At 71.4% G+C, this 20,320-nt stretch carries 21 protein-coding genes and 4 tRNA genes; 11 read left to right on the forward strand and 14 right to left on the reverse strand.

From position 1 onward, the window contains the following. The first annotated feature begins 75 nt into the window (after window positions 1–75). Together BM362_RS26345 and BM362_RS26350 are read left to right on the forward strand one after the other, a co-directional pair. On the forward strand, window positions 76–492 hold the full coding sequence (locus BM362_RS26345) for a hypothetical protein (RefSeq protein ID WP_093574959.1): 417 nt from the start codon (window positions 76–78) through the stop codon (window positions 490–492). Between the two features lie 46 nt (window positions 493–538). Further along, a complete protein-coding gene (locus tag BM362_RS26350; protein ID WP_093574960.1) occupies window positions 539–1,339 on the forward strand; it encodes a pentapeptide repeat-containing protein in 801 nt (266 codons plus the stop codon). Between the two features lie 1,141 nt (window positions 1,340–2,480). Here the strand turns inward: BM362_RS26350 and BM362_RS26365 are convergent. From BM362_RS26365 to BM362_RS47625, 4 genes are all read right to left on the reverse strand, one after another. Further along, window positions 2,481–2,552 (reverse strand) — tRNA-Arg (locus BM362_RS26365). Between the two features lie 144 nt (window positions 2,553–2,696). After that, window positions 2,697–2,768, reverse strand: a tRNA-Gln gene (locus BM362_RS26370). 139 nt (window positions 2,769–2,907) lie between these two features. Continuing rightward, a tRNA-Arg gene (locus tag BM362_RS26375) sits at window positions 2,908–2,981 on the reverse strand. Between the two features lie 131 nt (window positions 2,982–3,112). Further along, window positions 3,113–3,198, reverse strand: a tRNA-Tyr gene (locus tag BM362_RS47625). Window positions 3,199–3,657: 459 nt separating this feature from the next. Here BM362_RS47625 and BM362_RS26380 point away from each other — a divergent pair. Beyond that, window positions 3,658–4,185, forward strand: coding sequence for a CGNR zinc finger domain-containing protein (locus BM362_RS26380; protein ID WP_093574961.1), 528 nt, complete (start codon window positions 3,658–3,660; stop codon window positions 4,183–4,185). On the opposite strand, the gene BM362_RS26385 is transcribed toward BM362_RS26380, so the two are convergent. The 3 genes from BM362_RS26385 to BM362_RS26400 all read right to left on the reverse strand — a co-directional run bounded on the left by BM362_RS26385 (window position 4,182) and on the right by BM362_RS26400 (window position 6,118). After that, complete coding sequence (locus BM362_RS26385) at window positions 4,182–4,949, reverse strand: SGNH/GDSL hydrolase family protein (RefSeq protein ID WP_067588739.1); 768 nt, start codon at window positions 4,947–4,949, stop codon at window positions 4,182–4,184. The genes BM362_RS26380 and BM362_RS26385 overlap by 4 nt on opposite strands. Then, window positions 4,949–5,344 (reverse strand): hypothetical protein, encoded by a 396-nt coding sequence (locus tag BM362_RS26390; RefSeq protein ID WP_208865346.1) that lies wholly within the window; start codon window positions 5,342–5,344, stop codon window positions 4,949–4,951. The genes BM362_RS26385 and BM362_RS26390 overlap by 1 nt, the downstream gene beginning before the upstream one ends. A 204-nt stretch (window positions 5,345–5,548) precedes the next feature. Further along, complete coding sequence (locus BM362_RS26400; protein ID WP_067588741.1) at window positions 5,549–6,118, reverse strand: TetR/AcrR family transcriptional regulator; 570 nt, start codon at window positions 6,116–6,118, stop codon at window positions 5,549–5,551. A 166-nt stretch (window positions 6,119–6,284) separates the two neighbouring features. On the opposite strand from BM362_RS26400, the gene BM362_RS26405 reads away from it, so the two are divergent. Beyond that, window positions 6,285–7,628 (forward strand): MFS transporter, encoded by a 1,344-nt coding sequence (locus BM362_RS26405; RefSeq protein ID WP_067588743.1) that lies wholly within the window; start codon window positions 6,285–6,287, stop codon window positions 7,626–7,628. Between the two features lie 62 nt (window positions 7,629–7,690). Here BM362_RS26405 and BM362_RS26410 read toward each other — a convergent pair whose 3' ends face one another. The 3 genes from BM362_RS26410 to BM362_RS26420 form a co-directional block, all read right to left on the reverse strand. Next, entirely contained in the window at window positions 7,691–9,106 is a 1,416-nt protein-coding gene (locus BM362_RS26410) for an SPFH domain-containing protein (RefSeq protein WP_093575108.1), read from the reverse strand. Between the two features lie 53 nt (window positions 9,107–9,159). Continuing rightward, window positions 9,160–9,594 (reverse strand): NfeD family protein, encoded by a 435-nt coding sequence (locus BM362_RS26415; RefSeq protein WP_067588746.1) that lies wholly within the window; start codon window positions 9,592–9,594, stop codon window positions 9,160–9,162. Window positions 9,595–9,686: 92 nt separating this feature from the next. Continuing rightward, complete coding sequence (locus BM362_RS26420) at window positions 9,687–10,502, reverse strand: DUF3097 domain-containing protein (protein WP_093574962.1); 816 nt, start codon at window positions 10,500–10,502, stop codon at window positions 9,687–9,689. 155 nt (window positions 10,503–10,657) lie between these two features. Here BM362_RS26420 and BM362_RS26425 point away from each other — a divergent pair, with 155 nt between their 5' ends. Continuing rightward, a complete protein-coding gene (locus tag BM362_RS26425) occupies window positions 10,658–11,650 on the forward strand; it encodes an aldo/keto reductase (protein WP_093574963.1) in 993 nt (330 codons plus the stop codon). A 64-nt stretch (window positions 11,651–11,714) separates the two neighbouring features. Here BM362_RS26425 and BM362_RS26430 read toward each other — a convergent pair whose 3' ends face one another. From BM362_RS26430 to BM362_RS26440, 3 genes are read right to left on the reverse strand one after another with little or no spacing between them, the layout of a single operon-like run. Next, the gene (locus BM362_RS26430; protein ID WP_093574964.1) at window positions 11,715–12,590 is read right to left on the reverse strand and encodes a phosphotransferase; all 876 of its coding nucleotides are present in this window, start codon (window positions 12,588–12,590) and stop codon (window positions 11,715–11,717) included. After that, window positions 12,590–13,399, reverse strand: coding sequence for an SCO1664 family protein (locus tag BM362_RS26435; RefSeq protein WP_067588753.1), 810 nt, complete (start codon window positions 13,397–13,399; stop codon window positions 12,590–12,592). Before BM362_RS26435 ends, BM362_RS26430 begins: the two co-directional genes overlap by 1 nt. 8 nt (window positions 13,400–13,407) lie before the next feature. Further along, window positions 13,408–13,983, reverse strand: a complete 576-nt coding sequence (locus BM362_RS26440) for a DUF3090 domain-containing protein (RefSeq protein WP_037805986.1) — start codon at window positions 13,981–13,983, stop codon at window positions 13,408–13,410. A gap of 130 nt (window positions 13,984–14,113) precedes the next feature. Here BM362_RS26440 and BM362_RS26445 point away from each other — a divergent pair, with 130 nt between their 5' ends. Genes BM362_RS26445 through BM362_RS47630 form a run of 5 tightly spaced genes read left to right on the forward strand, consistent with a single transcriptional unit; the run spans window position 14,114 to window position 18,228 of the window. Continuing rightward, the gene (locus BM362_RS26445; RefSeq protein WP_067588755.1) at window positions 14,114–16,054 is read left to right on the forward strand and encodes a prolyl oligopeptidase family serine peptidase; all 1,941 of its coding nucleotides are present in this window, start codon (window positions 14,114–14,116) and stop codon (window positions 16,052–16,054) included. After that, window positions 16,051–16,950 carry a S66 peptidase family protein gene (locus tag BM362_RS26450; protein ID WP_067588757.1) on the forward strand — a complete coding sequence of 300 codons (900 nt, stop codon included), beginning with the start codon at window positions 16,051–16,053 and terminating at the stop codon, window positions 16,948–16,950. Before BM362_RS26445 ends, BM362_RS26450 begins: the two co-directional genes overlap by 4 nt. 6 nt (window positions 16,951–16,956) lie before the next feature. Further along, entirely contained in the window at window positions 16,957–17,370 is a 414-nt protein-coding gene (locus tag BM362_RS26455) for a TIGR03668 family PPOX class F420-dependent oxidoreductase (protein WP_093574965.1), read from the forward strand. Between the two features lie 46 nt (window positions 17,371–17,416). After that, window positions 17,417–18,085, forward strand: a complete 669-nt coding sequence (locus BM362_RS26460) for a hypothetical protein (protein ID WP_143132490.1) — start codon at window positions 17,417–17,419, stop codon at window positions 18,083–18,085. Window positions 18,086–18,087: 2 nt separating this feature from the next. Further along, window positions 18,088–18,228 carry a hypothetical protein gene (locus tag BM362_RS47630; RefSeq protein WP_157905055.1) on the forward strand — a complete coding sequence of 47 codons (141 nt, stop codon included), beginning with the start codon at window positions 18,088–18,090 and terminating at the stop codon, window positions 18,226–18,228. A gap of 13 nt (window positions 18,229–18,241) precedes the next feature. On the opposite strand, the gene BM362_RS26465 is transcribed toward BM362_RS47630, so the two are convergent. Continuing rightward, window positions 18,242–18,601 (reverse strand): nuclear transport factor 2 family protein, encoded by a 360-nt coding sequence (locus BM362_RS26465; RefSeq protein WP_093574967.1) that lies wholly within the window; start codon window positions 18,599–18,601, stop codon window positions 18,242–18,244. A 126-nt stretch (window positions 18,602–18,727) separates the two neighbouring features. On the opposite strand from BM362_RS26465, the gene BM362_RS26470 reads away from it, so the two are divergent. Further along, a complete protein-coding gene (locus tag BM362_RS26470) occupies window positions 18,728–20,260 on the forward strand; it encodes a hypothetical protein (protein ID WP_143132491.1) in 1,533 nt (510 codons plus the stop codon). Window positions 20,261–20,320: the final 60 nt, after the last annotated feature.

Consider the following 20,320-nt stretch of genomic DNA (forward strand, 5'->3'; position numbering starts at 1 on the left):
TACGGGCGCCTCGCCGATGATCACCCATGACAAACGGCACGGGCGGTTCGGGCGGGGCGATGCTGGAGTTTGTCCATGTTGCACATCGAGAAGTCCGGCTTGACCAAGTACGAGATCACCAGCGACGGCCGCCCGCTCACCGTGATCGAGGGCCGGTCCGGAGGCGAGTTCCGGCTGGACGGCGCCGGCTACCGGATCCGCCGCCGGTTCCGCAGCTACCAGTTGCTGGCGGCCGACGGGTCGGTGCTCGCGAGCACTCACCGGCCGGGCACGCGCATCTGGAGCGTCGAGAGCGGCGGTTCGGAGCTGCGCTTCCGGCGGACCGGCCGTCGTGACCACGCGCAGGTCGACGAGGCCGGGAACACAGTCGGCACCGTCACCGCGGGCACCGCTGACTTGTCCGGCGTCAAACCCGAGCTGGAGGTGTTCGTGCTCGCGGCGCTGGCGATGCGTTCGCGCCGCCGACGCGTCGTGGTCGTCGCGGGCAGTTGAGCGGCGACTACGCTGGACGGGTTCGCCCGCCTTCGCTGGAGAGACCTTGCCCGACCACCGCACTCTGACCGCCGACTGCACGAGCTGTTTCGCCCTCTGCTGCGTGGCGCTCACCTTCACCGCATCAGCTGATTTCGCCATCGACAAGCGGGCGGGCGACCCGTGCCCGAACCTGCTGTACGACTTCCGCTGCGGCATCCACGACCGGTTGCGCCCCAAGGGTTTCGCGGGCTGCACCGGGTACGACTGCGTTGGCGCCGGACAGCAGGTCTCGCAGGTGACCTTCGGCGGCCGGAGCTGGCGCGAGGCCCCGGAAACCCGCGAGCGGATGTTCGCCGCGCTCCCGGTGATGCGGCATCTGCACGAACTGCTCTGGTACCTCGCCGAGGCGCGTTCGCTGGCCGCGACCCGCGAAATCCACGCGGACCTGGACGCGGAGATCGCCGAGCTCGAACAGATCACCGCCGGGGACGCGGACGCGGTGCTGGCCATCGACGTCGACGCCCGGCGGGCTCAGGTGAACCCGCTGCTGGTGCGCACCAGCGAACTGGTGCGCACCGGGGCCGGGCGCAAGAAGGACCGCCGCGGCGCAGACCTGATCGGCGCGAAACTGGCCGGAGCGGACCTCCGCAGCACGAACTTGCGCGGCGCCTGCCTGATCGCGGCCGACCTCCGGGGCGCGGACCTGCGCCGCGCTGACCTGATCGGAGCGGATCTGCGTGACGCCGACGTCCGCGGCGCCGACTTCACCGACAGCATTTTCCTTACCCAGTCCCAAGTGAACGCCACCCGCGGCGACGCTGCGACCAAGCTCCCGCCGCGGCTGGCCCGGCCCGGACACTGGTGAGTCAGCGCGGCCGGGTAGACCCCACGACGACCCCGCTGAGCCGCGCGATCCAGCTGCCGCACACACAACGCACATAGTCGGCCCGGCTGCCCGCCGACGCGGGAACGACAGCGGAAGCGGGCAGTTCGGCCAGGGGCCAGCCACAGCGGGGGCAACGGTTCTCGTCCATGCCGTCATCGTGCGGTAATGGTTCAGTGCAGTTCAACCCTTACGGATCTCCGCGCAGCGGAGCGTCGGAGACCCGCGAGGGAGCCTCACGGCTTTGCGGGCCGTGCCACGACCGTCGTGAAGCAGGCCAGTCGCGCGCCGTGGTGCCGATCCACGTTGGCAGGGCTGATGAGGCTCCGCTGGTTGCCGAACCGCGCGCGGGAGCCGTCCGAGGGGACGGAAATCAGGTGGCGATGAGTGCGGCGACGGCGTCCCCGGCGGAGACGGTCCGTCCTGTTGTGTGCTGGTAACGCCGCACGAGGTCGCGATGGCGGACCCGCTGGCCGAGCCGTCGTTCGACTCGGAGCACCGGATTGCGCGGCGGGATCGGCGAGCAGGGCCCGCTGATCCACGCCTGCGACGCCGAAGCCCCAGGACGCGCCGGGATCCAGCGTGACCAGCACGAAGGCGAGCTGCTCGGTCCGGTGCTCCCGCTCCCCGCAAGCGCGCGCGAGCCGCAGGGATGCTTCGCAGGCCGCCTGTGTGTCCAGCCCGAGCGGCGGCTTCCGGCAGCAACGGTTCGCGTGCGGGCGGGCGGTCCAGCACTGTCCCGGTCAGGCCTCGGAGATCGATCCCCAGGGCTGCCCGGTCGGCGGCCGCGCCGGTGCCTGCGGGATGCAAGAACGGCCCCGCGGACGCTTCTTCGGCCGCTCCGTGGCCTGCCGGTACGCGGATGTTCGAGGCCATGCGCCAAGGCGATCGCCCGGCCCATGGCTTGGCTCAGCTGAGGGTGATCTCCGCGGACCAGCAGGCCCTCTCGGTGCGGCGGTGCACGGTCTGTTTGGCGACGCCGAGCCGGACGGCGATGTCCGGCCACGACCACCCGCTCTCCCGGGCCGCCGCTGCCTGCTCGGCCTCCGGCTGTTCGACCAGCGCGCGCAGGCCAGCGAACGGCCTCGTCGAGATCGGCCATCATCAGGTCGCGCGGCAATCGTGCCCCCGGCAGGAGTCGAACCTGCGTTCCCGGCTTCGGACGCCGGCGTCGTATCCGTTGGACCACGGGGGCGGAGTGGGCCGCCAGGGATGCGAACCCCGAACCCGCCGGGTAACGCGCGATTGAGCCAACGGCCCGAGAGGAGGCGGGGTTGCTGCCCGTCGAGGGTTCGAACCTCGGCTTCCGCGTCCTGCCCGTTGGACGAACGGGCATCGGCTCCCGGTCCAGGATTCGAACCTGGGCTCGCGGATCCAAAGTCCGCGATGCTGCCGGTCACACCCACCGGGAGCGAGGGCTGACGAAGTCGGATGCCCGCGGGTCGAACGCGGTGGCTCCTGGTCCCGAACCAGGCGGGGTCGCCGGTGCCCCTCGCATCCGGATGCGGTCCGCGGCGGAAAGCCCCGGCGCCCCCTCGGCGCCGGGCCCGTACCCCGGCCAGGATTCGAACCTGGGACCTCCGCATTCGTAGTGCGGCGCTCTGTCCAACTGAGCTACAGGGGTGTGCGTCCGGCACCGCGACAGTGCCGGACCGCGAGCGGCCGGAGGGCATCGAACCGTCCTCTTCGGCGGGGAAGCCCGACGTGTCCGCCGAGTTCGCCACGGCCGCAGGACGCGCCCTGGGCCGGGCGCAGTGGTGAGGGAGAGAGTCGAACCCTCACTGCCCCGAAAGGGCGCCCGGGTTACAGCCGGGTGGGGCGGCCGCCGCCCCGTCTTCACCGTGCGGGTCCGGCGGCGCTCGTCCTGGCCGCGGGTGAGGCGACGGGGACGAGTCTCGGAAATGTCTTGCTCCGCTGTGCAGTTGTCAAAGAACCGCCGCCGTGAAATGGGCAGCAGGGAAATGCCGTCGCGAAATGCGACGAGAATTGAATGCGTTCGGAGGCCCTGACGAGAGAAGCCGCCCGGATCGGTTTCCCGACGGACGGCTCCCGGTGCGCGGCGGCTGCTGCGTCAGGTCAGGGAGCGATACCGCCCAAGCGGCCGTCTTTTCGGTCGGCTTGGCGCTGCTGAAGCGGCGAACACCGGACAGCGCGGAGGGCGGCCGGATACTGGCCTCGCCTCTCCCGCATGTTCGTCATGACCGCTCCTTCATCCGCTGTGCTGAAATCATCTTCACCTACGGCGAAGCTATGCGTCAATCTTATTTTCCGGGGAAGAAGACTTGTGCTGTAATGGACGAGTGCACTTCAACCCTTACGGCGGCGCGGGCGCGCAGGTAGCCGCCGACCTGACGACTCTTGCCCAGCGCGACGACAGCACGGCCGCCGAGGTGCGCGCTGCGGGGCAGGCGCGCGACATGGTGCTGCCCCGCATCACCGCGGACGAGGCGGAGCGGATTCTCGCGTGGGGGCGGCGGCTGCATCAGGTGTTCGTCGCGGAAACGACAGCCGAGCGGATCGATCTGCTCAACGAGCTGCTCGCCGTCGCTGCTTGCCGGCCGAACATCGCCAGCCACGACGGGAAAGCGCCGCATCTGCATTACTCCAGCGAGGGTGCGGGCGTGGTCGAGCGGTTCTACGCCTACACGGCGGGCGGGCTCGCGCATCTGGTGTGCGAGGAGCCGCACCGTCTCGGCGTGTGCGCGCGCGAGGGGTGCGGTGTTGCGTTCGTGGACACGTCGCGCAACGGGCGCCGGCGGTTCTGTTCCACTCGCTGCGGCACACGAGTCAACGTCGCCGGCCATCGCGCGCGGCAGCTCGCGGGCTAGACGGTCTCGTCGAACGACCGCAGTTCCGGGTACTTCGGGGCGATCGTGTCACCGGAGGATTCGCCGCGCAGGCGTCGACCGATCCACGGCAGCGCGTGCTCCCGTCCCCAGCGGAGGTTCGCCGCCCGCTGTTCCCGTGTGGACAGACGAGGGCGCGGTTCCAGCGCGGCGTGCGTGAGACCGTGCTGCACGCCCAGCGCGTCGAGGACGGCGATGGCGATTTCGGTGTGCCCGGCGGCATTCAGGTGCAGCCGGTCCGGAGACCACATGCGACGGTCGCGCAGCTGGCGCATCGACCACATGTCCACCAGCAGCGTCTCGTGCCGCGCCGCGATGCCGCGCACGTGTTCGTTGTAGATCGCGACCCGGCCGCGGATCTGCCGGAACAACGCGTCTTCCACGCCGTCGACCCCGGTGAACAGCAGCACCTGGGCGCCGGCCGCGCGGAACCGGGCCACGGCGCGCTCGTAGGAGTCGGCGACGCTGTCGATGTCGACCCGCGGCCGCATCAGGTCGTTGCCGCCCGCGTAGGCGGTGACGAGGTCCGGCTTCATCGCCAAAGCCGGTTCGACCTGCTCGTTCAGCACCTGCGGCAGGAGCTTCCCGCGCACCGCCAGATTGGCGTAGCGGAAGCCCGGCTCGCCGGCGGCCAGCACCTCGGCGACCCGGTCGGCCCAGCCGCGCACCCCGTTGCGCGCGGACGGATCGTCGTCCCCGACGCCTTCGGTGAACGAATCGCCAATACAGACTAAGCGGTTGGTCATCAGCTCAGTTTAGGCCCGGCTCCCCTGCCCTGGTCACGGCGCCCGCGGACAGCAGCGTCGCCCCGGCGAGCCTGCCCCAGAGCGCATCCGGCCGAGCGGAGCGAGCGCGATGAGCACGGCCGGAGACGCGGCCAGTCCGATACCCGGCCGAGCAAGCGCGGGCCGGGTGGCGCTGCCCGCGCGTGGATGATCTCGCCGATGGTGCAGACCACCGAAACCGCCGCGATCGCGGGTGCTGCCCCGCCGGAGCCGAGCAGGGTAGCCGCGAGGAAACCGAGGTACGACACCGTCAGCACGACTCCCCCAGCCCCGAGCGCGCTCCGCCGGGAGATCCGCGACAGCAGGACGGTGACCGGCACTTGCAACGCGACCACGAAGATCGCAGCCGACCACACGGGGACGCGTGCAGCGCCACTGCGGCTCGACGCGCTCGCGCATCCAGTGCGGCTGGTCCGCACGCCGGCGCGCAACCAGCGAACTGGCGCACAACTGGGATCGCGCGGAGCTGCGCCGGGCGGGCCTGCTCACCGCGAAGAGACAAGGCCAGCACGTCCGCTACTCGCTCGGCACCGATCTGCTGGCCGCTGTGCTGCGCTGCCTCAGGTGCGGAGACCGTCGAACAGAATCGCGATGGTGCGGTCCCGCAGTTCGCGGTCGGACCCGACGTGCTCGGCTGCCTTCGCGGTGCCGATGATCACCGGGATCAGCTCGGTGGTGGTGACGTCGCGCCGGACCGCGCCGCTGTCCTGGGCACGGCGCAGGAGCACGCCGAGGGACTCGCGCAGCCGCTCCCCGATCACCGAACCGGTGCTGGGGACGCACACTCCGGCCGAGGTGAGTGCCTCGAAGTAGGCGTTTTTAGCGCTGGACATCTCGATCCAGCTGGTGAGGAAGGTGAAGAACGCGGACCCGGCGTCCTCGGCGTTCTGCGCGACGACCGCGTCGGCTTCGTCGACGAACCGGTGCAGCCGCGCGTAGAGCACGGCTTCCAGCAGCGCTTCTTTCGTGGGGAAGTGCCGGAACACCGTGCCGATGCCGACGCCGGCCTCGCGCGCGACCTCCTCGGTCGGCGCACCGGTGCCCTTGGCCGCGAAGACCGTCTCGGCGGCTTCGAGCACCTTTGCGCGGTTTCGCCGCGCGTCGGCCCGCAGCGGTTTGTCCTCCGTCACAGCTGTGATGGTAGTCGCGCGTCCTGGCCGCGCGGTGCCCGATCCAGGTCCGTCCGGTGTACCGGACGGACGGAAACAACCCGTCCGGAGCAGACGTCAGGAATCGTCAAACCTCTGCCAGTCGTTCACACTGTAGTGTGACGACCGTCACGAGAGGTGCACGACCATGACTCTAGGCGACAACGAGGTCACCCAGTCAGTCCAAGCTTCGACCGGCGACCGCCGGGTGCAGGTACGCCGGGCGGCTTTGGCCGGTTCGATCGGAACCACCATCGAGTGGTACGACTTTTTCCTCTACAACACCGCCGCGGCGTTGGTCTTTCCCCATCTGTTCTTCCCCGCGTCCTCGTCCTACGCCGGGGTCATGCAGTCGTTCGCGACCTACGCGGTCGGTTTCGCGGCCCGCCCGGTCGGCGCGGCGATCTTCGGCCATTGGGGCGACCGCCTCGGCCGTAAGGCGACGCTGATCGTGACGCTCCTGCTGATGGGCCTGTCCTCGGCTGTCGTCGGCCTGCTCCCCGGGGCGGCGACCATCGGCATCGCCGCCCCGCTGATCCTCGTGCTGCTGCGCCTGGTGCAAGGCATCGCGATCGGCGGCGAGTGGAGCGGATCGGTGCTGCTGGCCATGGAATGGGGCGATCAGCGACGACGCGGCCTGCTGGCGAGTTTCGCGCAAGTCGGCGTCCCGGTCGGACTCGTGCTGGGCACCGGCGGGATGACCCTGCTGTCGGCAACCCTGTCGCCGGACGCCTTTTCCTCGTGGGGCTGGCGAATCCCGTTCCTGCTGAGCCTGGTCCTGGTGGCGATCGGCCTGGTCATCCGGCTGCGCATCCTGGAGACGCCGATGTTCGCCGCGGCAGTCGCGGCCAAGCGCACCTCGAAAGCCCCGGTGAAGGACGTAGTGCGGCACCACTGGCGGGAAATCCTGCTGTCGGCCGGCTTGCGCTTCAGCGAGCAGATGCCCTTCTACCTGTTCACCAGCTATGTCCTGGTCTATGTCGTGCAACGACCGGAATTCGGCAAAACGTTCGTGCTCAACGCGGTCCTGGTCGGCGCCGCGGCAGAACTGGTGCTGATCCCGCTGTTCTCCCAGTTCTCCGACCGGATCGGCCGCAAACAGGTGTACCTGACCGGCGCGGTGCTGACCGGAGTGATCGCGTTCCCGTACTTCACCGTCCTGACCCACAGCGGCCACGCGATGATCTTCGTGGCCATCATCGTGTCCCTTGTGGCGCACTCGATGCAGTACGGCCCGCAGGCGGCGCTGATCGGCGAAAGTTTCCCGACGCATCTGCGCTATGGCGGCGCGGGATTGGGATATCAGCTGGCATCGGTGTTCGCGGGCGGTCCCGCACCGTTGCTGGCGACCTGGTTGCTGCACACCACCGGCACGCCGTACTCGATCTCGATTTACATCGTCGCGTCGGTCGTGGTGACTGTGGCGTGCGTGATCGCATTGCCTGATCGCTCGAAGGCCGACATCGACGACGTCGGCGTGTACACCCGCTGAACCGCACGAAAAAGGGGCTGCCACCCCGAAAATCGGAGTGGCAGCCCCTTTGTGTCACGCAATCAGCGCTGCGGCGGCGGCCCGCCCTGCGGCCCGCCGAACGGCCCTTGCTGCGGGAACGGCCCGCTTCCCGGCCCAGGCCCCTGCGGGCCGCCGAACTGCTGCGGCGGCGGCCCCTGGTAAGGCCCGCCCGGCGGCGGCCCGGCCGGCGGCTGCGGGAGCGACTGCTGTTGCTGTTGCTGCTGCTGAGCGGGCGGCGGTGCACTGGGCTGCGGCCGCTCCGGCGGTGCGGGCGGTTCCTCTTCCCGCTCGGGCGCGGGAGCCTCGGGTTTCGCCGGAGCCCCGCCGATCGCCCGCCGGGACTCGCCGGAGGAAGCCCCCAACGGGCCCTCGACTTCCTTGCGCGCCACCGCTTCCGCGGCCGCGACCGCCTCGGCGACCTTCGGGTCGCTGCTGGTGTCGAACCAGCTGGCGACCTCCTCGTCCTCGAGATCCGGCTTGGCCGGGCTGTCGTCCTGCGGCGGCTCGTACCGGAACACGCCGTCGTCTCCGGGAGCACCCAGCGCCCGGGCGAACCCTTCGAGGGCCTTGCCGTAGTCGCTGGGAATCATCCAGACCTTGTTGGCGTCGCCCTGCGCCATCTGCGGCAGCGTCTGCAGGTACTGGTAGGCGAGGACCTCCGGCGTCGGCCGGCCGGCCTTGATCGCGGCGAACACCTTCTCGATCGCCTTCGCCTGGCCCTGTGCCTGGAGGTAGCGGGCGGCCCGTTCACCCTGCGCGCGCAGGATCCGCGACTGCCGTTCCGCTTCGGCGGCGAGGATCGCGGCCTGTTTCTGGCCTTCCGCGGCGAGGATCTGGCTCTGCTTCTGGCCTTCGGCCGTCTTGATCGACGATTCCCGCTGGCCTTCGGCGGTGAGGATCATCGCGCGCTTCTCCCGGTCGGCGCGCATCTGCTTCTCCATCGAGTCCTGGATGGAGGGCGGCGGCTCGATCGCCTTCAGCTCGACGCGGGCGACGCGGATGCCCCAGCGGCCGGTGGCCTCGTCGAGCACGCCGCGCAGCTGGCTGTTGATCGCGTCGCGGGAGGTCAGCGTTTCTTCCAGGCTCATGCCGCCGACCACGTTGCGGAGCGTGGTGGTGGTGAGCTGCTCGACGCCGATGATGTAGTTCGAGATCTCGTAGACCGCGGCGCGCGAGTCGGTGACCTGGAAGTACACGACGGTGTCGATGTTCACCGTCAGGTTGTCCTCGGTGATCACCGGCTGCGGCGGGAACGAGACGACCTGCTCGCGCAGGTCGATCCGCGCGCGCACCTTGTCCAGGAACGGCACGAGGAAGGTCAGGCCGGGCGAAGCGACCGTGCGGAACCGGCCGAGCCGCTCGATCACCGCCGACTGGGCCTGTGGCACCACCATGATCGCCTTGACCACGGTGATGATGACGAACAGAGCCAGCAGCGCGACCACGACGATCGCTATTGTCGACAAGAGCGTTTCCCCTTACCTAGTACCGTTTTTCCTCGGACGGCGCCTCACGACACGATGTCCACCACCGCCGTGGCGCCGGAGATCTCGACGACCGTGACGCTGGTGCCCGGGGCGATCGGCGGCTGGGATTCGTGCACGGCGCGCGCCGACCACACCTCGCCGCCGATTTTCACCTGGCCGGCATCGTAGTCCACAGTGGACACCACGACGGCCCGGGATCCGACCAGCGCGTCGATGCCCGTGGGAACGCCCGACCCGGCGAGGAAGCGGCGTTTGAGCGCCGGGCGGGCCAGTGCGATCAGCCCGACCGAGCTGACCGCGAACACGGCGAGGTCGATGTAGACGTTGCCGGTCAGCGCTTCCGAGCCGGCTCCGAGCAACGCTCCGATGCCGAGCATGATCAGCACGAAGTCCCCGGAGATCACCTCCGCGATCATCAGGACGATGCCGAGAATCAGCCAGATCAGAGCCGCTGCCATGCCCTCATGCTCTCAGATCGCATCGCTTCGCACCGGGCAAGCTACCTGACGTGATCGACGCGTGACCTTGGATCTTTCCGGCATACCGGACACTACGGAGCGTCACTGGGGGCGGTGCCCGGTTCGGTCACGAAGTCGATGAGCCGTTCCACCGCCCCGATCAGCGGCGTTTCGAGATCGCGGAAGCTGCGCACCCCGGCGAGGACGCGCTGCCACCCCTCGTACGGTTCGCCCCAGCCGAGCGCGTCGCAGATGCCGGTCTTCCACTCGACGCCGCGCGGGATCTCCGGCCAGGCGCGGATGCCGACCGACGCGGGTTTCACCGCCTGCCAGACGTCGATGTAGGGGTGGCCGGTGACGAGCACCTGCTCGTCGCGGATCTGCTCGACCAGCCGGGACTCCTTGCTGCCCGCGACGAGGTGGTCGACGAGGACGCCGAGCCTGCGGCCGGGTCCGGTGCCGAATTCGGCGATCCGGTCGGCGAGCACGTCGACGCCGTCGAGCGGTTCCACGACGACGCCCTCGACGCGCAGGTCGTGTCCCCAGACGCGTTCGACCAGTTCCGCGTCGTGCTTGCCCTCGACCCAGATCCGGGAGTCGCGCGCGACCCTGGCCTGCAGGCCCCGCACCCGGACCGAGCCGGACGCCGACACCTGCCGAGCGGGGGCGGCGGCCTTCCTGACCGGCACGAGCGTGACCGGTTTGCCTTCCAGCAGGAACGCGGCGGGCGCGAGCGGGAACACCCGGTGGCGGCCCTTGGCGTCTTCGAGGACGACGTTGCCGTATTCGATCTTCACCACCGCGCCGCAGTAACCGCTGGCCGGGTCTTCGACCACGAGCCCTGGTTCGGCCGGGACCTCCGGCACCTTCCGCTTGCGGGGGCCGGACAGCACGTCGTGATAGCGCACGGTCGGGCACGTTATCGGCGCAGCGCCGGGGCGTCCCGCCGCCACGCCGGGGCTGATCCTCCGGCTTGACGTGGAGCGCGCTCCAGGTCCTAGCGTCGGCGTTCGTCAGCCGTCGAGGTGCCGCCCGGTCCGCCGGGCAGGAGGAGTGTCCGCGCATGATCACCCGAACCACGCTCGGCTCGTCCGGCCTTCCCGTCAGCGCGATGGGCTTGGGGTGCATGGGGATGAGCGAGAGCTACGGCGCCGCCGACTGGGACGGCGGCATGGCCACCATCGACCGGGCCCTGGAGCTGGGCGTCACGTTCCTGGACACCGCCGACGCCTACGGCGCCGGGCACAACGAGGTGCTGGTGGGCCGGGCCGTCCACGGCCGCCGGGACCAGGTGCAGCTGGCCACGAAGTTCGGCATCGACCGCAGCGCCGGCGACCGGGCGCGGCGCATCCGCGGTGCCCGCGACTACGTGCTGCGCTCCTGCGACGCCTCGCTGCTGCGGCTGGGCGTCGACGTGATCGACCTGTACTACGCCCACCGTCCGCCCCAGGACGTGGAGATCGAGGAGACCGTCGGGGCGATGGCCGAACTGGTCGAGGCGGGCAAGGTCCGGCATCTGGGCCTTTCCGAGGTCGACGGCGACCTGCTGCGCCGGGCGCACGCGGTGCACCCGATCGCCGCAGTGCAGAGCGAGTACTCGCTGTGGACGCGCGACGTCGAGGCGCTCACCCCGGTGATGGCCGAGCTGGGGGTCGGGCTGGTGCCCTACTCGCCGCTGGGGCGGGGGTTCCTGACCGGTGCACTGGACCGCTCCGCGCTGGGCGAGAAGGACTTCCGGCGCACCAATCCCCGCTTCGCCGGCGACGCGGGCGAAGCCAACGAGAAGATCGCGCGGACCGTGCGCGAGGTGGCCGACCGGCTGGGCACCACCCCCGCTCAGGTGGCGCTGGCCTGGGTGTACGCCCAGGCCGAGCGGCTCGGCGTGGCGGTGGCGGCGATTCCGGGCACCCGCAGCCCGGTCCGGCTGGAGCAGAACGCGGCCGCGCTGGAACTCGCCCTGGACGCCGAGGCACTGGCCGCGCTGGAGCCGCTGAGCGACCAGGTGCGGGGCGAGCGCTACACCCCCGCGCACACCGCCGAGGTCGCTCGGGGTTAGCCGGTGGGCTCGACACGGCCATCCCCTGGTCTTCGGGCTCTGTTCCTCGACGGCCCGTTCCGGCTCAGCCTGCCATCCGCAGCACCGCGTCCGTGAACGGCGTCGGTCCGCCGCGGCGGAGCGGGCCCATCGCGACCAGCGGGGCGAGCGCGACGCACCACGCGCGGACCCGGTCGCCGTCGAGGTGCGGGAGGTTGGCGATCCCCTCCTCGACCGCGGCGCCGTCGGCCATCGGCAGCACCGCCCAGTCGACCGCGTCGAAGGCCGGGTCGCCGACGCACGGCCGCGGGTCGATCGCGACCGCTCCGCGTTCCCGTCCGGCGTCCAGGACGTTGCCGGGATGCAGATCGCCGTGCACGAGCGCGATCGGGCCGCTGGCGGCCAGTTTCTCGGCGCGGGCGAGGCCGATGCGCAGCGTTTGCCGCGGCAGGTGCGCTTCGGCCGGGGACCCGGCGAGGTGTTGCTCGGCGAGGCCGAACATGAACCGGACGCGTTCGAGCTGGGTCGGGAACGGCCCGGCGGCGGGGACGCCGTGGACGTCGGCGAGCAGTTCGCCGATCTGGTCCCAGGGAACGTCGGCGCCGCGTTCGGTGAACGTGTCTCCGGGTTCGAGTCCTTCGAGCAGCACGGCGCCGTGGTCGAGGTCGGCGTCGAGGATCTGCACGACCCGCGACAGCCCGGCCCAGGAGCCCAAAGCAGTCGCCTCGGCGGTCGCGATCGCGCGGTCCGGGCAGAGCTTGAGCACCTTCAGCACGCCCTCGCCGTCGCGGCAGAGCAGGGTGCGGCCGGTGTTGCCGGGCCGGGCCTCGGACACGGTGAGGCCCCAATGACCGCAGAGCCGGTCGACGAGCGCGGGCAGCGCGTCGCACCAGGCTTCGGCGGCCGGACCGAACCGGTTGACGAGGCGGGCGCGGGCGGCGGCGTCCATCAGGGCCGCCATCAGAACAGCGGCCAGGGGATCGCGCGCCAGTCGTCGCCGGGCTCGGGGAACACCGCCTCGGCGAGCAGGTAGTCGGTGCGCTGCGAGAGCGCCCGGATCTCGAAGGCGGTCAGGTGCTCGCCGAGTTCCGCGCCGAGGCGGCCGTCGAGGTCCGCGCGGAGCTTCCGCAGTTTCTCGACGGCGTCGGAGGGCAGGTCCTCGCCGATCCAGCCCCACAGCACGGTGCGCAGCTTCGGGTCGGTGTGCAGGCAGATGCCGTGGTCCACGCCGTAGACGCGGCCGTCGGTCCCGGCCAGCAGGTGCCCGCCCTTGCGGTCGGTGTTGTTGACGACGATGTCGAGGACCGCCAGTTCGCGCAGGTCCGGGTGGTCGGCGTGGACGAGCACCGCCGGTTCGCCGAGCCGGTCGTGCGCGTGCAGTACGGTGCGCCAGCCCTCGGGCACTTCTTCCGGCGCGCAGACGTCGACCACTTCGGTTTCCTCGTCGGTCTCGACCCACAGCTGCACCATGCCGGGCCCGAACGGGCCGTCGCGCAGCACGGTCGGCGGGATCGCGCCGAGGCCGCAGGCGTCGGAGATCATCGCGGTGGCGACCTCGCGCCCGGCGAGGGTGCCGTCCGGGAAGTCCCACAGCGGCCGCTCCCCCGACACCGGCTTGTACACGACGCGGCCGGTGACGCCGTCGAGTTCGATCGCGCAGAACAGCGTCACGTTGGAGGCGTCGACCAGCCTGCCCTCGACGTCGATGCGGCCGCGGGAGACGAAATCGCGGGCGGCGGGGTCGGCGGGCCCTGGCGCGGTGGTCGCCACGGCCGCCCTCAGTCCTCGGTCACGTCGACGTCGCGCCGGTACCCGTTCTGCCGCGGGCAGATGTGCCCGGCCGGGTCGAGCGGTTCGCCGCACAGCGGGCACGGCTTGCGGCCGGCGTTCACGACGCGGTCGGCGCGCTCGGCGAAGGCGCGGGCGGCGACCGGGGTGAGGAACACGCGGACCGCGTCCGGGCCTTCCTCGGTGTCGTCGAGCACGACGGTCTCGTCGATTTCGCCCTCGGTGATCGCGAGCAGCTCCACGACGACCGCTCCGGAGTCGGCGTCCCAGCCGAGCCCCATCGTGCCGACCCGGAACTCCTCCTCGACCGGCACCGTGAGCGGGTCCGTGTCGACCTCGTCGTCGGGGGCGTGGCTGGGCACGTCGGCCCCGAACCGGCTGGCGACCTCCTCCAGGAGCGACCCGAGCCGCTCCGCGAGGACGACGACCTGCTGTTTTTCGATCGTGACGCTGATCGTCCGCACGTCCTCCGTCGCCTGGAGGTAGAAGGTGCGGTCGCCGGGCTCGCCGACCGTGCCGGCCACGAACCGGTCGGGCTTGCGGAAGACGTGGATTACGCGTGACATAGCGTCTTCGACCCTAGGCCACGCACGCATGATCGGCATCCGCCGCCCCGGGTTGAGGGACCTTCGCGCGCGATTCCTGCGCGGTGCGTGCGGATCCGGACACGCAGCGGATCCTCGTTACGCTTTCCGGGTGCCTCGCATCTCTCCTCATGGAACCTGGACCTCTCCCGTCACCGCCGCGGACGCCGCGGCCGCAGGCGGCGGCGCGCAATGGCTCGCCGCGGTCGACGGCGCGCTCTGGTGGGCGGAGGCGCGACCTGCCGAGGGCGGTCGGGTCGCGCTCGTGCGCGCGCTTCCCGACGGCGGTGTCGAGGACGTGCTGCCCGCGCCGTGGAACGTCCGGAACCGGGTGCACGAGTACGGCGGACGGCCGTGGCTCGCGGTCGGCGGCGTCGTGGTGTTCACGCATTGGGCCGATCAGCGGGTGTATGCCCTCAAGACCGGCACAGGCGGCGAAGTCACCCCGCTGACCCCGGAACCGGCCACGCCGCAGGGCGTCCGGTACGGCGACCTCCGGCCCGGCCGCGAGGGCGAGGTGTGGGCGGTCCGCGAGCGCAGCACCGGGCCTCGGCGCACCGACATCTCCCGCGAGCTGGTCGCGATCCCGCTGGACGGCTCCCCCGAACGAGTGCTCGCGGAAGGGCACCGCTTCTTCACCGCGCCGCAGCTGTCGCCGGACGGCGCGCACGCCGCGTGGATCGCCTGGGACCACCCGGCGATGCCGTGGGACGGGACCGAGCTGTTCGTCGCGCCGGTGGCGGCCGACGGGTCGTTCGGGAACGCGCGCGTGCTGGCGGGCGGGCCGAAGGTCGCGGTGTGCCAGGTGGCGTGGGAGTCCGCCGATCAGCTGCTCGTGCTCGCCGACCCGGACGGCTGGTGGAACCTGCACCGGGTCGGGCTCGACGGTTCGGCCGTCAATCTCGCGCCGGCGGAACGCGAACTGGGCGGGCCGATGTGGAAGCTCGGCACCAGCTGGTTCGCTCCGCTGGGCGGCGGGAAGCACGCGGTCCTCGACTCCGGGAAGCTGGCGATTCTCGACGAGCGCGACGGTTCGGTGACGCGCGTCGACACCGAGCTGACCGTGTGGTCGTCGAGCGGGCTGGCCGCGACGCCGGACGGGATCGCCGGGATCGCGGGCGGGCCCCGGCACGAGAGCGCGGTCGTGGTGCTGGACCCGGACACCGGGAAGTGGCGCGCCCGCACTCCGCAGCCGGCCTCGCTGCCGCCCGCGCAGTACCTGCCGGTGCCGCACGAGCGCGTGTTCACCGGACCGGACGGTGCGGAGATCCCGGCGTACGTGTTCCCTCCGGCGAACCCGGACTTCGCCGCGCCGGAAGGCGAACTGCCGCCGTACCTGGTGCATGTGCACGGCGGGCCGACCGGGCACAGCGACGAATCGCTCGACCTGGACTTCGCGTACTTCACCAGCCGCGGCATCGGCGTCGTCGCGGTGAACTACGGCGGCTCCACCGGATACGGGCGGGCGTTCCGCGAGCGGCTGCGGGAGCAGTGGGGCGTGGTGGACGTGCGCGACTGCGCGGCGGTCGCCGAAGCGCTGGTCGCGGAAGGGATCGCCGACCGGGCGCGGCTGGGCATCCGGGGCGGCAGCGCGGGCGGGTTCACCTCGGCCGCGTCGATCACGACGACCCGCACCTACGCGGCGGCGACGGTGAAGTTCCCGATCCTCGACTTCGCGGGCTGGACCGGCGAGGGCGGCGAGACGCACGACTTCGAGTCGCAGTACCTGGTCAGCATGGTCGGCCCGGATCCGGAGGCCGCTGACCGGTACCGGGAGCGCTCGCCGATGACGCACGTGGGCGCGCTGGCCGGGCCGGTGCTGTTCCTCCAGGGCCTGGAGGACGAGATCTGCCCGCCGGAGCAGGCGGACCGGTTCGTCTCCGAAATCGACGGCAGCGGGATCCCGCACGCGTACCTGCGGTTCGAGGGCGAGCAGCACGGGTTCCGGAAGGCGGAGACGATCGTCGCCGCGCTGGAGGCGGAACTTTCCTTCTACGGCCAGGTGTTCGGCTTCGAGACGCCGGACGTGCCGCGGCTGGAGCTGTCCCGGTGAGGCCCGCCAGGCTCTCCGCCGGGGACACCGTCGCGCTCGTCGCGCCGTCCGGGCCGGTGCCGCAGGACCTGCTGGACGCCGCGTTGCCGGTGCTGAGCGGCTGGGGCGTGAAGGTGCGGGTCGGCGCGGGAGTGCGGGCTTCGGGGCAGTCCTACCTGTCGGCGCCGGACCAGGCGCGGGCGGCGGAGTTCGCCGAGGCCTGGCTGGACCCGGAGGTCCGGTGCGTGCTGGCGGCGCGCGGCGGCTACGGGACGCAGCGGATGATCGACCTGGTGGATTGGGCGGCGTTGCGGGCCGCCGGTCCGAAGGCGCTGGCCGGGTCGAGCGATGCGACCGCGCTGCACCGGGCCGTGCACACGCATCTGGACCTCGCGACGCTGCTTTCGCCGATGCCCGCGAGCGTGCTGTTCGACGAACCCGCGGCGGAACACCTGCGGCGGACGTTGTTCGAGCCGGACCACGCTCGGGTCCTGCGGGCGCGGGAGCCGGACGTGGTGGTGCCCGGCCGTGCGCTGGGCGTGCTGGTAGGCGGCAACCTGTCGCTGCTCGCGTCCGGTGTCGGCACGGCTGAGCAGGGGTCCGCGCGCGGCGGGATCGTGTTGCTGGAGGACGTCACCGAGAGCCCGTACCGGATCGACCGGATGGTGACGCAGCTGCTGCGCTCCGGCTGGTTCGACGGCGTGCGCGGGGTGGTGCTGGGTTCGTGGGCGGCGTGCGGCGACCCGGCGGAGGTCCGTGAACTGCTGGCGGAACGGTTGTCGCCGCTCGGGGTCCCGGTGCTGAGCGGGTTCGGTTTCGGGCACGTGGCGGGGTCGCCGACGCTGCCGCTCGGGGTTTCGGCCTCGCTCGACACCGAACTGGGCACGCTGACCCTCGACTCCCCCGCGCTGGACTGAGCCCGTATGCGACTGTCCGCTGCGGAAACCCGGGCCCGGTTCGCGGTGGCGCGGGTGGCCCGGCTGGCCACAGCGGACGCTCGCGGGGTCCCGCACCTGGTGCCGGTGACCTTCGCGGTGCGCGAGGACACGGTCGTCTTCGCGGTCGACCACAAGCCGAAGACCACGACGTCGTTGCGGCGGCTGGCGAATATCGCGGAGAACCCGGCGGTGTCGTTCCTGGTCGACCAGTACGACGAGGACTGGTCGCGGTTGTGGTGGGCCCGCGCGGACGGGGTGGCGCGAGTGGTCGCCGAGGCGTCGCGGGACTCGTATGCCGGGTGGTTGGCCTCGAAATATCCGCAGTACGCCGAGCGGCCGCCGGAGCACGCGGTGGTGGTCACGGAGGTGCGGACCTGGCGGGGTTGGGCGGGTGCGTAACGCTGGACCGGAGTCCGGCGATTTTTCTCCCGTAATGGGGAGGATTATGCGTGTATCGCTCGCGGTGACCGGTCTTGTCCTGCTTCTCGCGGGGTGCGCCGCGGAGCCGCCGGAAGCGGCTCCGACTGCGGGCCCGCCATCCAGTTCCGCGGTCAGTTCGGCGCCGGTGCCGGCTTCGGCCGCCCCGGTCGCGAAAGACCTCACGAAGTATCTGCCGAGCGAAGCGCAATTATCCGCGGCCCGGGTCCGCAGCCAGCGGAAACCGTCGCCCTTGGCCGTCAGCCCCGGCGCTCGGCCGCGCATCGTGCGGGCGTGCGGCGCGGACCAGCCGTGGGATTCCGCCGCGCGGAACGGGGCGCAGGCGGTGTCCGTGACCGACCAGATGGAGATCGGGCAACTGCTCGCCGAGTACCGGGGTTTCTCCGGCGAACAGGTCGTCTCCGGCCTCCGTGCCGCGCTGAACTGCGGGGTGGCGGTGGTCGAGGAGCGGCGACTCGCGGTGAAGTCGCGGTTTTCGCTCCCCGGGGTCACCGACCCGCACCTTGGTTTCTGCGGTCAGTTCAACGCGCGAGTGGCCGGGTGCGTCCTGGTGCTCGCGCACGGCGACCGCGTGCTCGCGCTCACCGCCGCGGGCTGGCTCGCGACCGCCGAGGAACAGCAAGCCGAACTGAAGCGGCTGGCCCCGACCTTCACCGCCGCGTTCGACCGGGATTGACGATGGCGAAACGGCGCTACGCGGCCGGGGCGTGCCAGATCCGGGGCAACCGTTCCCGCCGCTGGCGGGGCGAGCCGTTCCAGCTCCGGCCGGATGATCTGGTCGCCGCGCTGATCAATCGGTACCGGGCGCTGAAGCGCTGACGCGTCCGACAGGTCAGCGAGTCTGCGCCAACTCCCCGAAGTACCCGCTCCGCCACAGGATCCGGGGCCGGACTTCGGTGATCCGCCAGCCGTGCCCGGTCTGGCTCAGGTCCGCGGGGGACGCGCGGTCCTCCATCCGCACGGTGACCGGGCGATCCTTCCCCAGGTGGATCGCGACCAGATTCGCCCGCACCTCGGCCGGGGCGCCGTCGAGCTCGACGTCGTGGCCGGTGAGCAGGTGCTGGCTCGCCTCGAAGCGGGCGAAGCTGTGGGCGTGGCTGTCCGCGATGTCGGCCGGTCCGGAGATCTCCGCGCCGTTGGGGCACACGATCTTCCCGTCCGGCGCGAAGACGCGGCGTTCGTGTTCCTGCACCGGCTTCTCCCTCGGGGTCGCGCTGCCGTCGTCGCGCGCCGGGCGGTCGTGGCATCATGCTGTGACGGCGGTCGCACTCCCGGTGCGGGCCGGGCGGGGGGCGTTTTGGGATGCGCGATCGCGGTCGTGATCGTCGTGGTGCTGATCGCCGCGGCCGTCGACAGCGACGTTGACCACGCGGTGACCGGCGGATTCAACGTCGTCGTCTGGATCGCGCTGATCGGCGGCGGGCTCTGGCTGGCGTCGAAAGCGTACGAGAAGAACAAGACGACGGTCGCGGCGAATGCCAAGTCCGCGAAGGACAAGACGCTCGGCGAGCGATACTCGCGGGCGACCGAATGGCAGCGGGCGACCCGGGAGGCCAAGCTGCCCGACGCCCGGCACCCGGGTCCGGTGCAGCTGTCGCTGGGCGGCTCGGTGCGCGAAGCCGTGACCGGGGCCGACCGCGCCCGGCGGACGGTCCGCGAGGTGATCGCGGCGCTCCCGGTCCGCGTCTCCGAGGAAGCGCGCGCCCACGCGAAGGTTCTGCGCCCGCCGGTCGAGCGGCTGTGCGAAGCGGGGCGGTACTTCCAGGAAGAGGAGGACGAGGGCCGTTACAACGTCTGGTGGGGACCGGAGCGCACCGGTACCCGCCCGACCCGCGAAGTCGTCGGTCAGGTCAAGGACATGTTCGGATGGGCCGCCGCCCGGCGGAATCTGGTGTCGGACATCCATCCGGAAGCCGAGCGCCTGCTGGCGACGCTCACCGGCGCGCTGGCCCAGCGATTCCGCGACAGCCTCCAGACCCGCTACGGGCGGGCCGACGACGGCTCCGGGATCGCGGCGCTCCCGCCCGGCGAATGGGAGGCCCTTCTCGGCGACCTGCACGCCGCGCTCGTCGCGGTCGCGGACGGGCTCGCCGCGCTCCCCCGGCCCAAGCTGCTTCCGCTCATGCACCGGCCCCACGAAGCCCGGTTCAAGGAGCACGTGTCGGGCGAGGCGATGGAGCAAGATCTCCGCGGCTTCATCGAGGACACGGCGAAGCTGCGGGAGGCGGCGCTCACCGGGCCGTGGCCCGACCAGTTCGGTTCCGGCCGGCAGCTCGACGGCGGGGTGCTCGACGGGTTCCTCACCGAGGAGATCCGCAGGCGGCTGGCCAAGGGCACTGAGGGTTTCGAGGCCGTGGCCCAGTGGAGCACCGACCGGATCGACGCCGAAAGCCTCGCCCGCGGCTACCTGGCTTACCTCACCATCGCGCTCGACTATCTGAGGGAGGTGCTCGGCAACATGGCCGACTACAAACGGGATTCCGCGCCGCGGTCCGGCCACCGCATCGAAATCGGCGGCGACGTGACGCACAGCAACTTCATCCTCGACAGCAGGGTCCGGGACATCACGACCGTGCTGGCTCCGGTCGCCGGGCGGGACGACCGGCTCGCCGAGGCGATCGAGGCGCTTTCGGCCGCGGTGCGCGAGGATCCCGGGCTGCCCGACGACGAGCGAGAGGAACTCCTCTACCACGTCAAGGACATCGCGGAGGCGGCCGCCGAGCCCGGGGAGAAGCAGAAGCGCGGCCGGGCGAAGCTGGCGCTGAGCGCGGTGACCGAAGCCGCCAAAACCGGCGCGCAGCTCGCACAGGCCGTCACCGCCTGGCACGACGTGCTGAGCAAGATGTTCTGACGCCCAGGGGTATCCCCGTCAGGGGCAGGCGGCGGATCCGGTCGCGCGCCAAGATGGTCT

The sequence above is a fragment of the Amycolatopsis rubida genome, assembly GCF_900115345.1.
Classification (GTDB): Bacteria; Actinomycetota; Actinomycetes; order Mycobacteriales; family Pseudonocardiaceae; genus Amycolatopsis; species Amycolatopsis rubida.

Excerpts from the sequence above, each read along its gene's own strand:
- BM362_RS26415 (WP_067588746.1), bottom strand. The coding sequence starts at position 9,594 with ATGGCAGCGGCTCTGATCTGGCTGATTCTCGGCATCGTCCTGATGATC.
- BM362_RS26430 (WP_093574964.1), bottom strand. The coding sequence starts at position 12,590 with ATGGCGGCCCTGATGGACGCCGCCGCCCGCGCCCGCCTCGTCAACCGG.
- BM362_RS47630 (WP_157905055.1), top strand. The coding sequence starts at position 18,088 with ATGGCGAAACGGCGCTACGCGGCCGGGGCGTGCCAGATCCGGGGCAAC.
- BM362_RS26460 (WP_143132490.1), top strand. The coding sequence starts at position 17,417 with ATGCGTGTATCGCTCGCGGTGACCGGTCTTGTCCTGCTTCTCGCGGGG.
- BM362_RS26345 (WP_093574959.1), top strand. The coding sequence starts at position 76 with ATGTTGCACATCGAGAAGTCCGGCTTGACCAAGTACGAGATCACCAGC.
- BM362_RS26425 (WP_093574963.1), top strand. The coding sequence starts at position 10,658 with ATGATCACCCGAACCACGCTCGGCTCGTCCGGCCTTCCCGTCAGCGCG.
- BM362_RS26405 (WP_067588743.1), top strand. The coding sequence starts at position 6,285 with ATGACTCTAGGCGACAACGAGGTCACCCAGTCAGTCCAAGCTTCGACC.
- BM362_RS26455 (WP_093574965.1), top strand. The coding sequence starts at position 16,957 with ATGCGACTGTCCGCTGCGGAAACCCGGGCCCGGTTCGCGGTGGCGCGG.
- BM362_RS26385 (WP_067588739.1), bottom strand. The coding sequence starts at position 4,949 with ATGACCAACCGCTTAGTCTGTATTGGCGATTCGTTCACCGAAGGCGTC.
- BM362_RS26440 (WP_037805986.1), bottom strand. The coding sequence starts at position 13,983 with ATGTCACGCGTAATCCACGTCTTCCGCAAGCCCGACCGGTTCGTGGCC.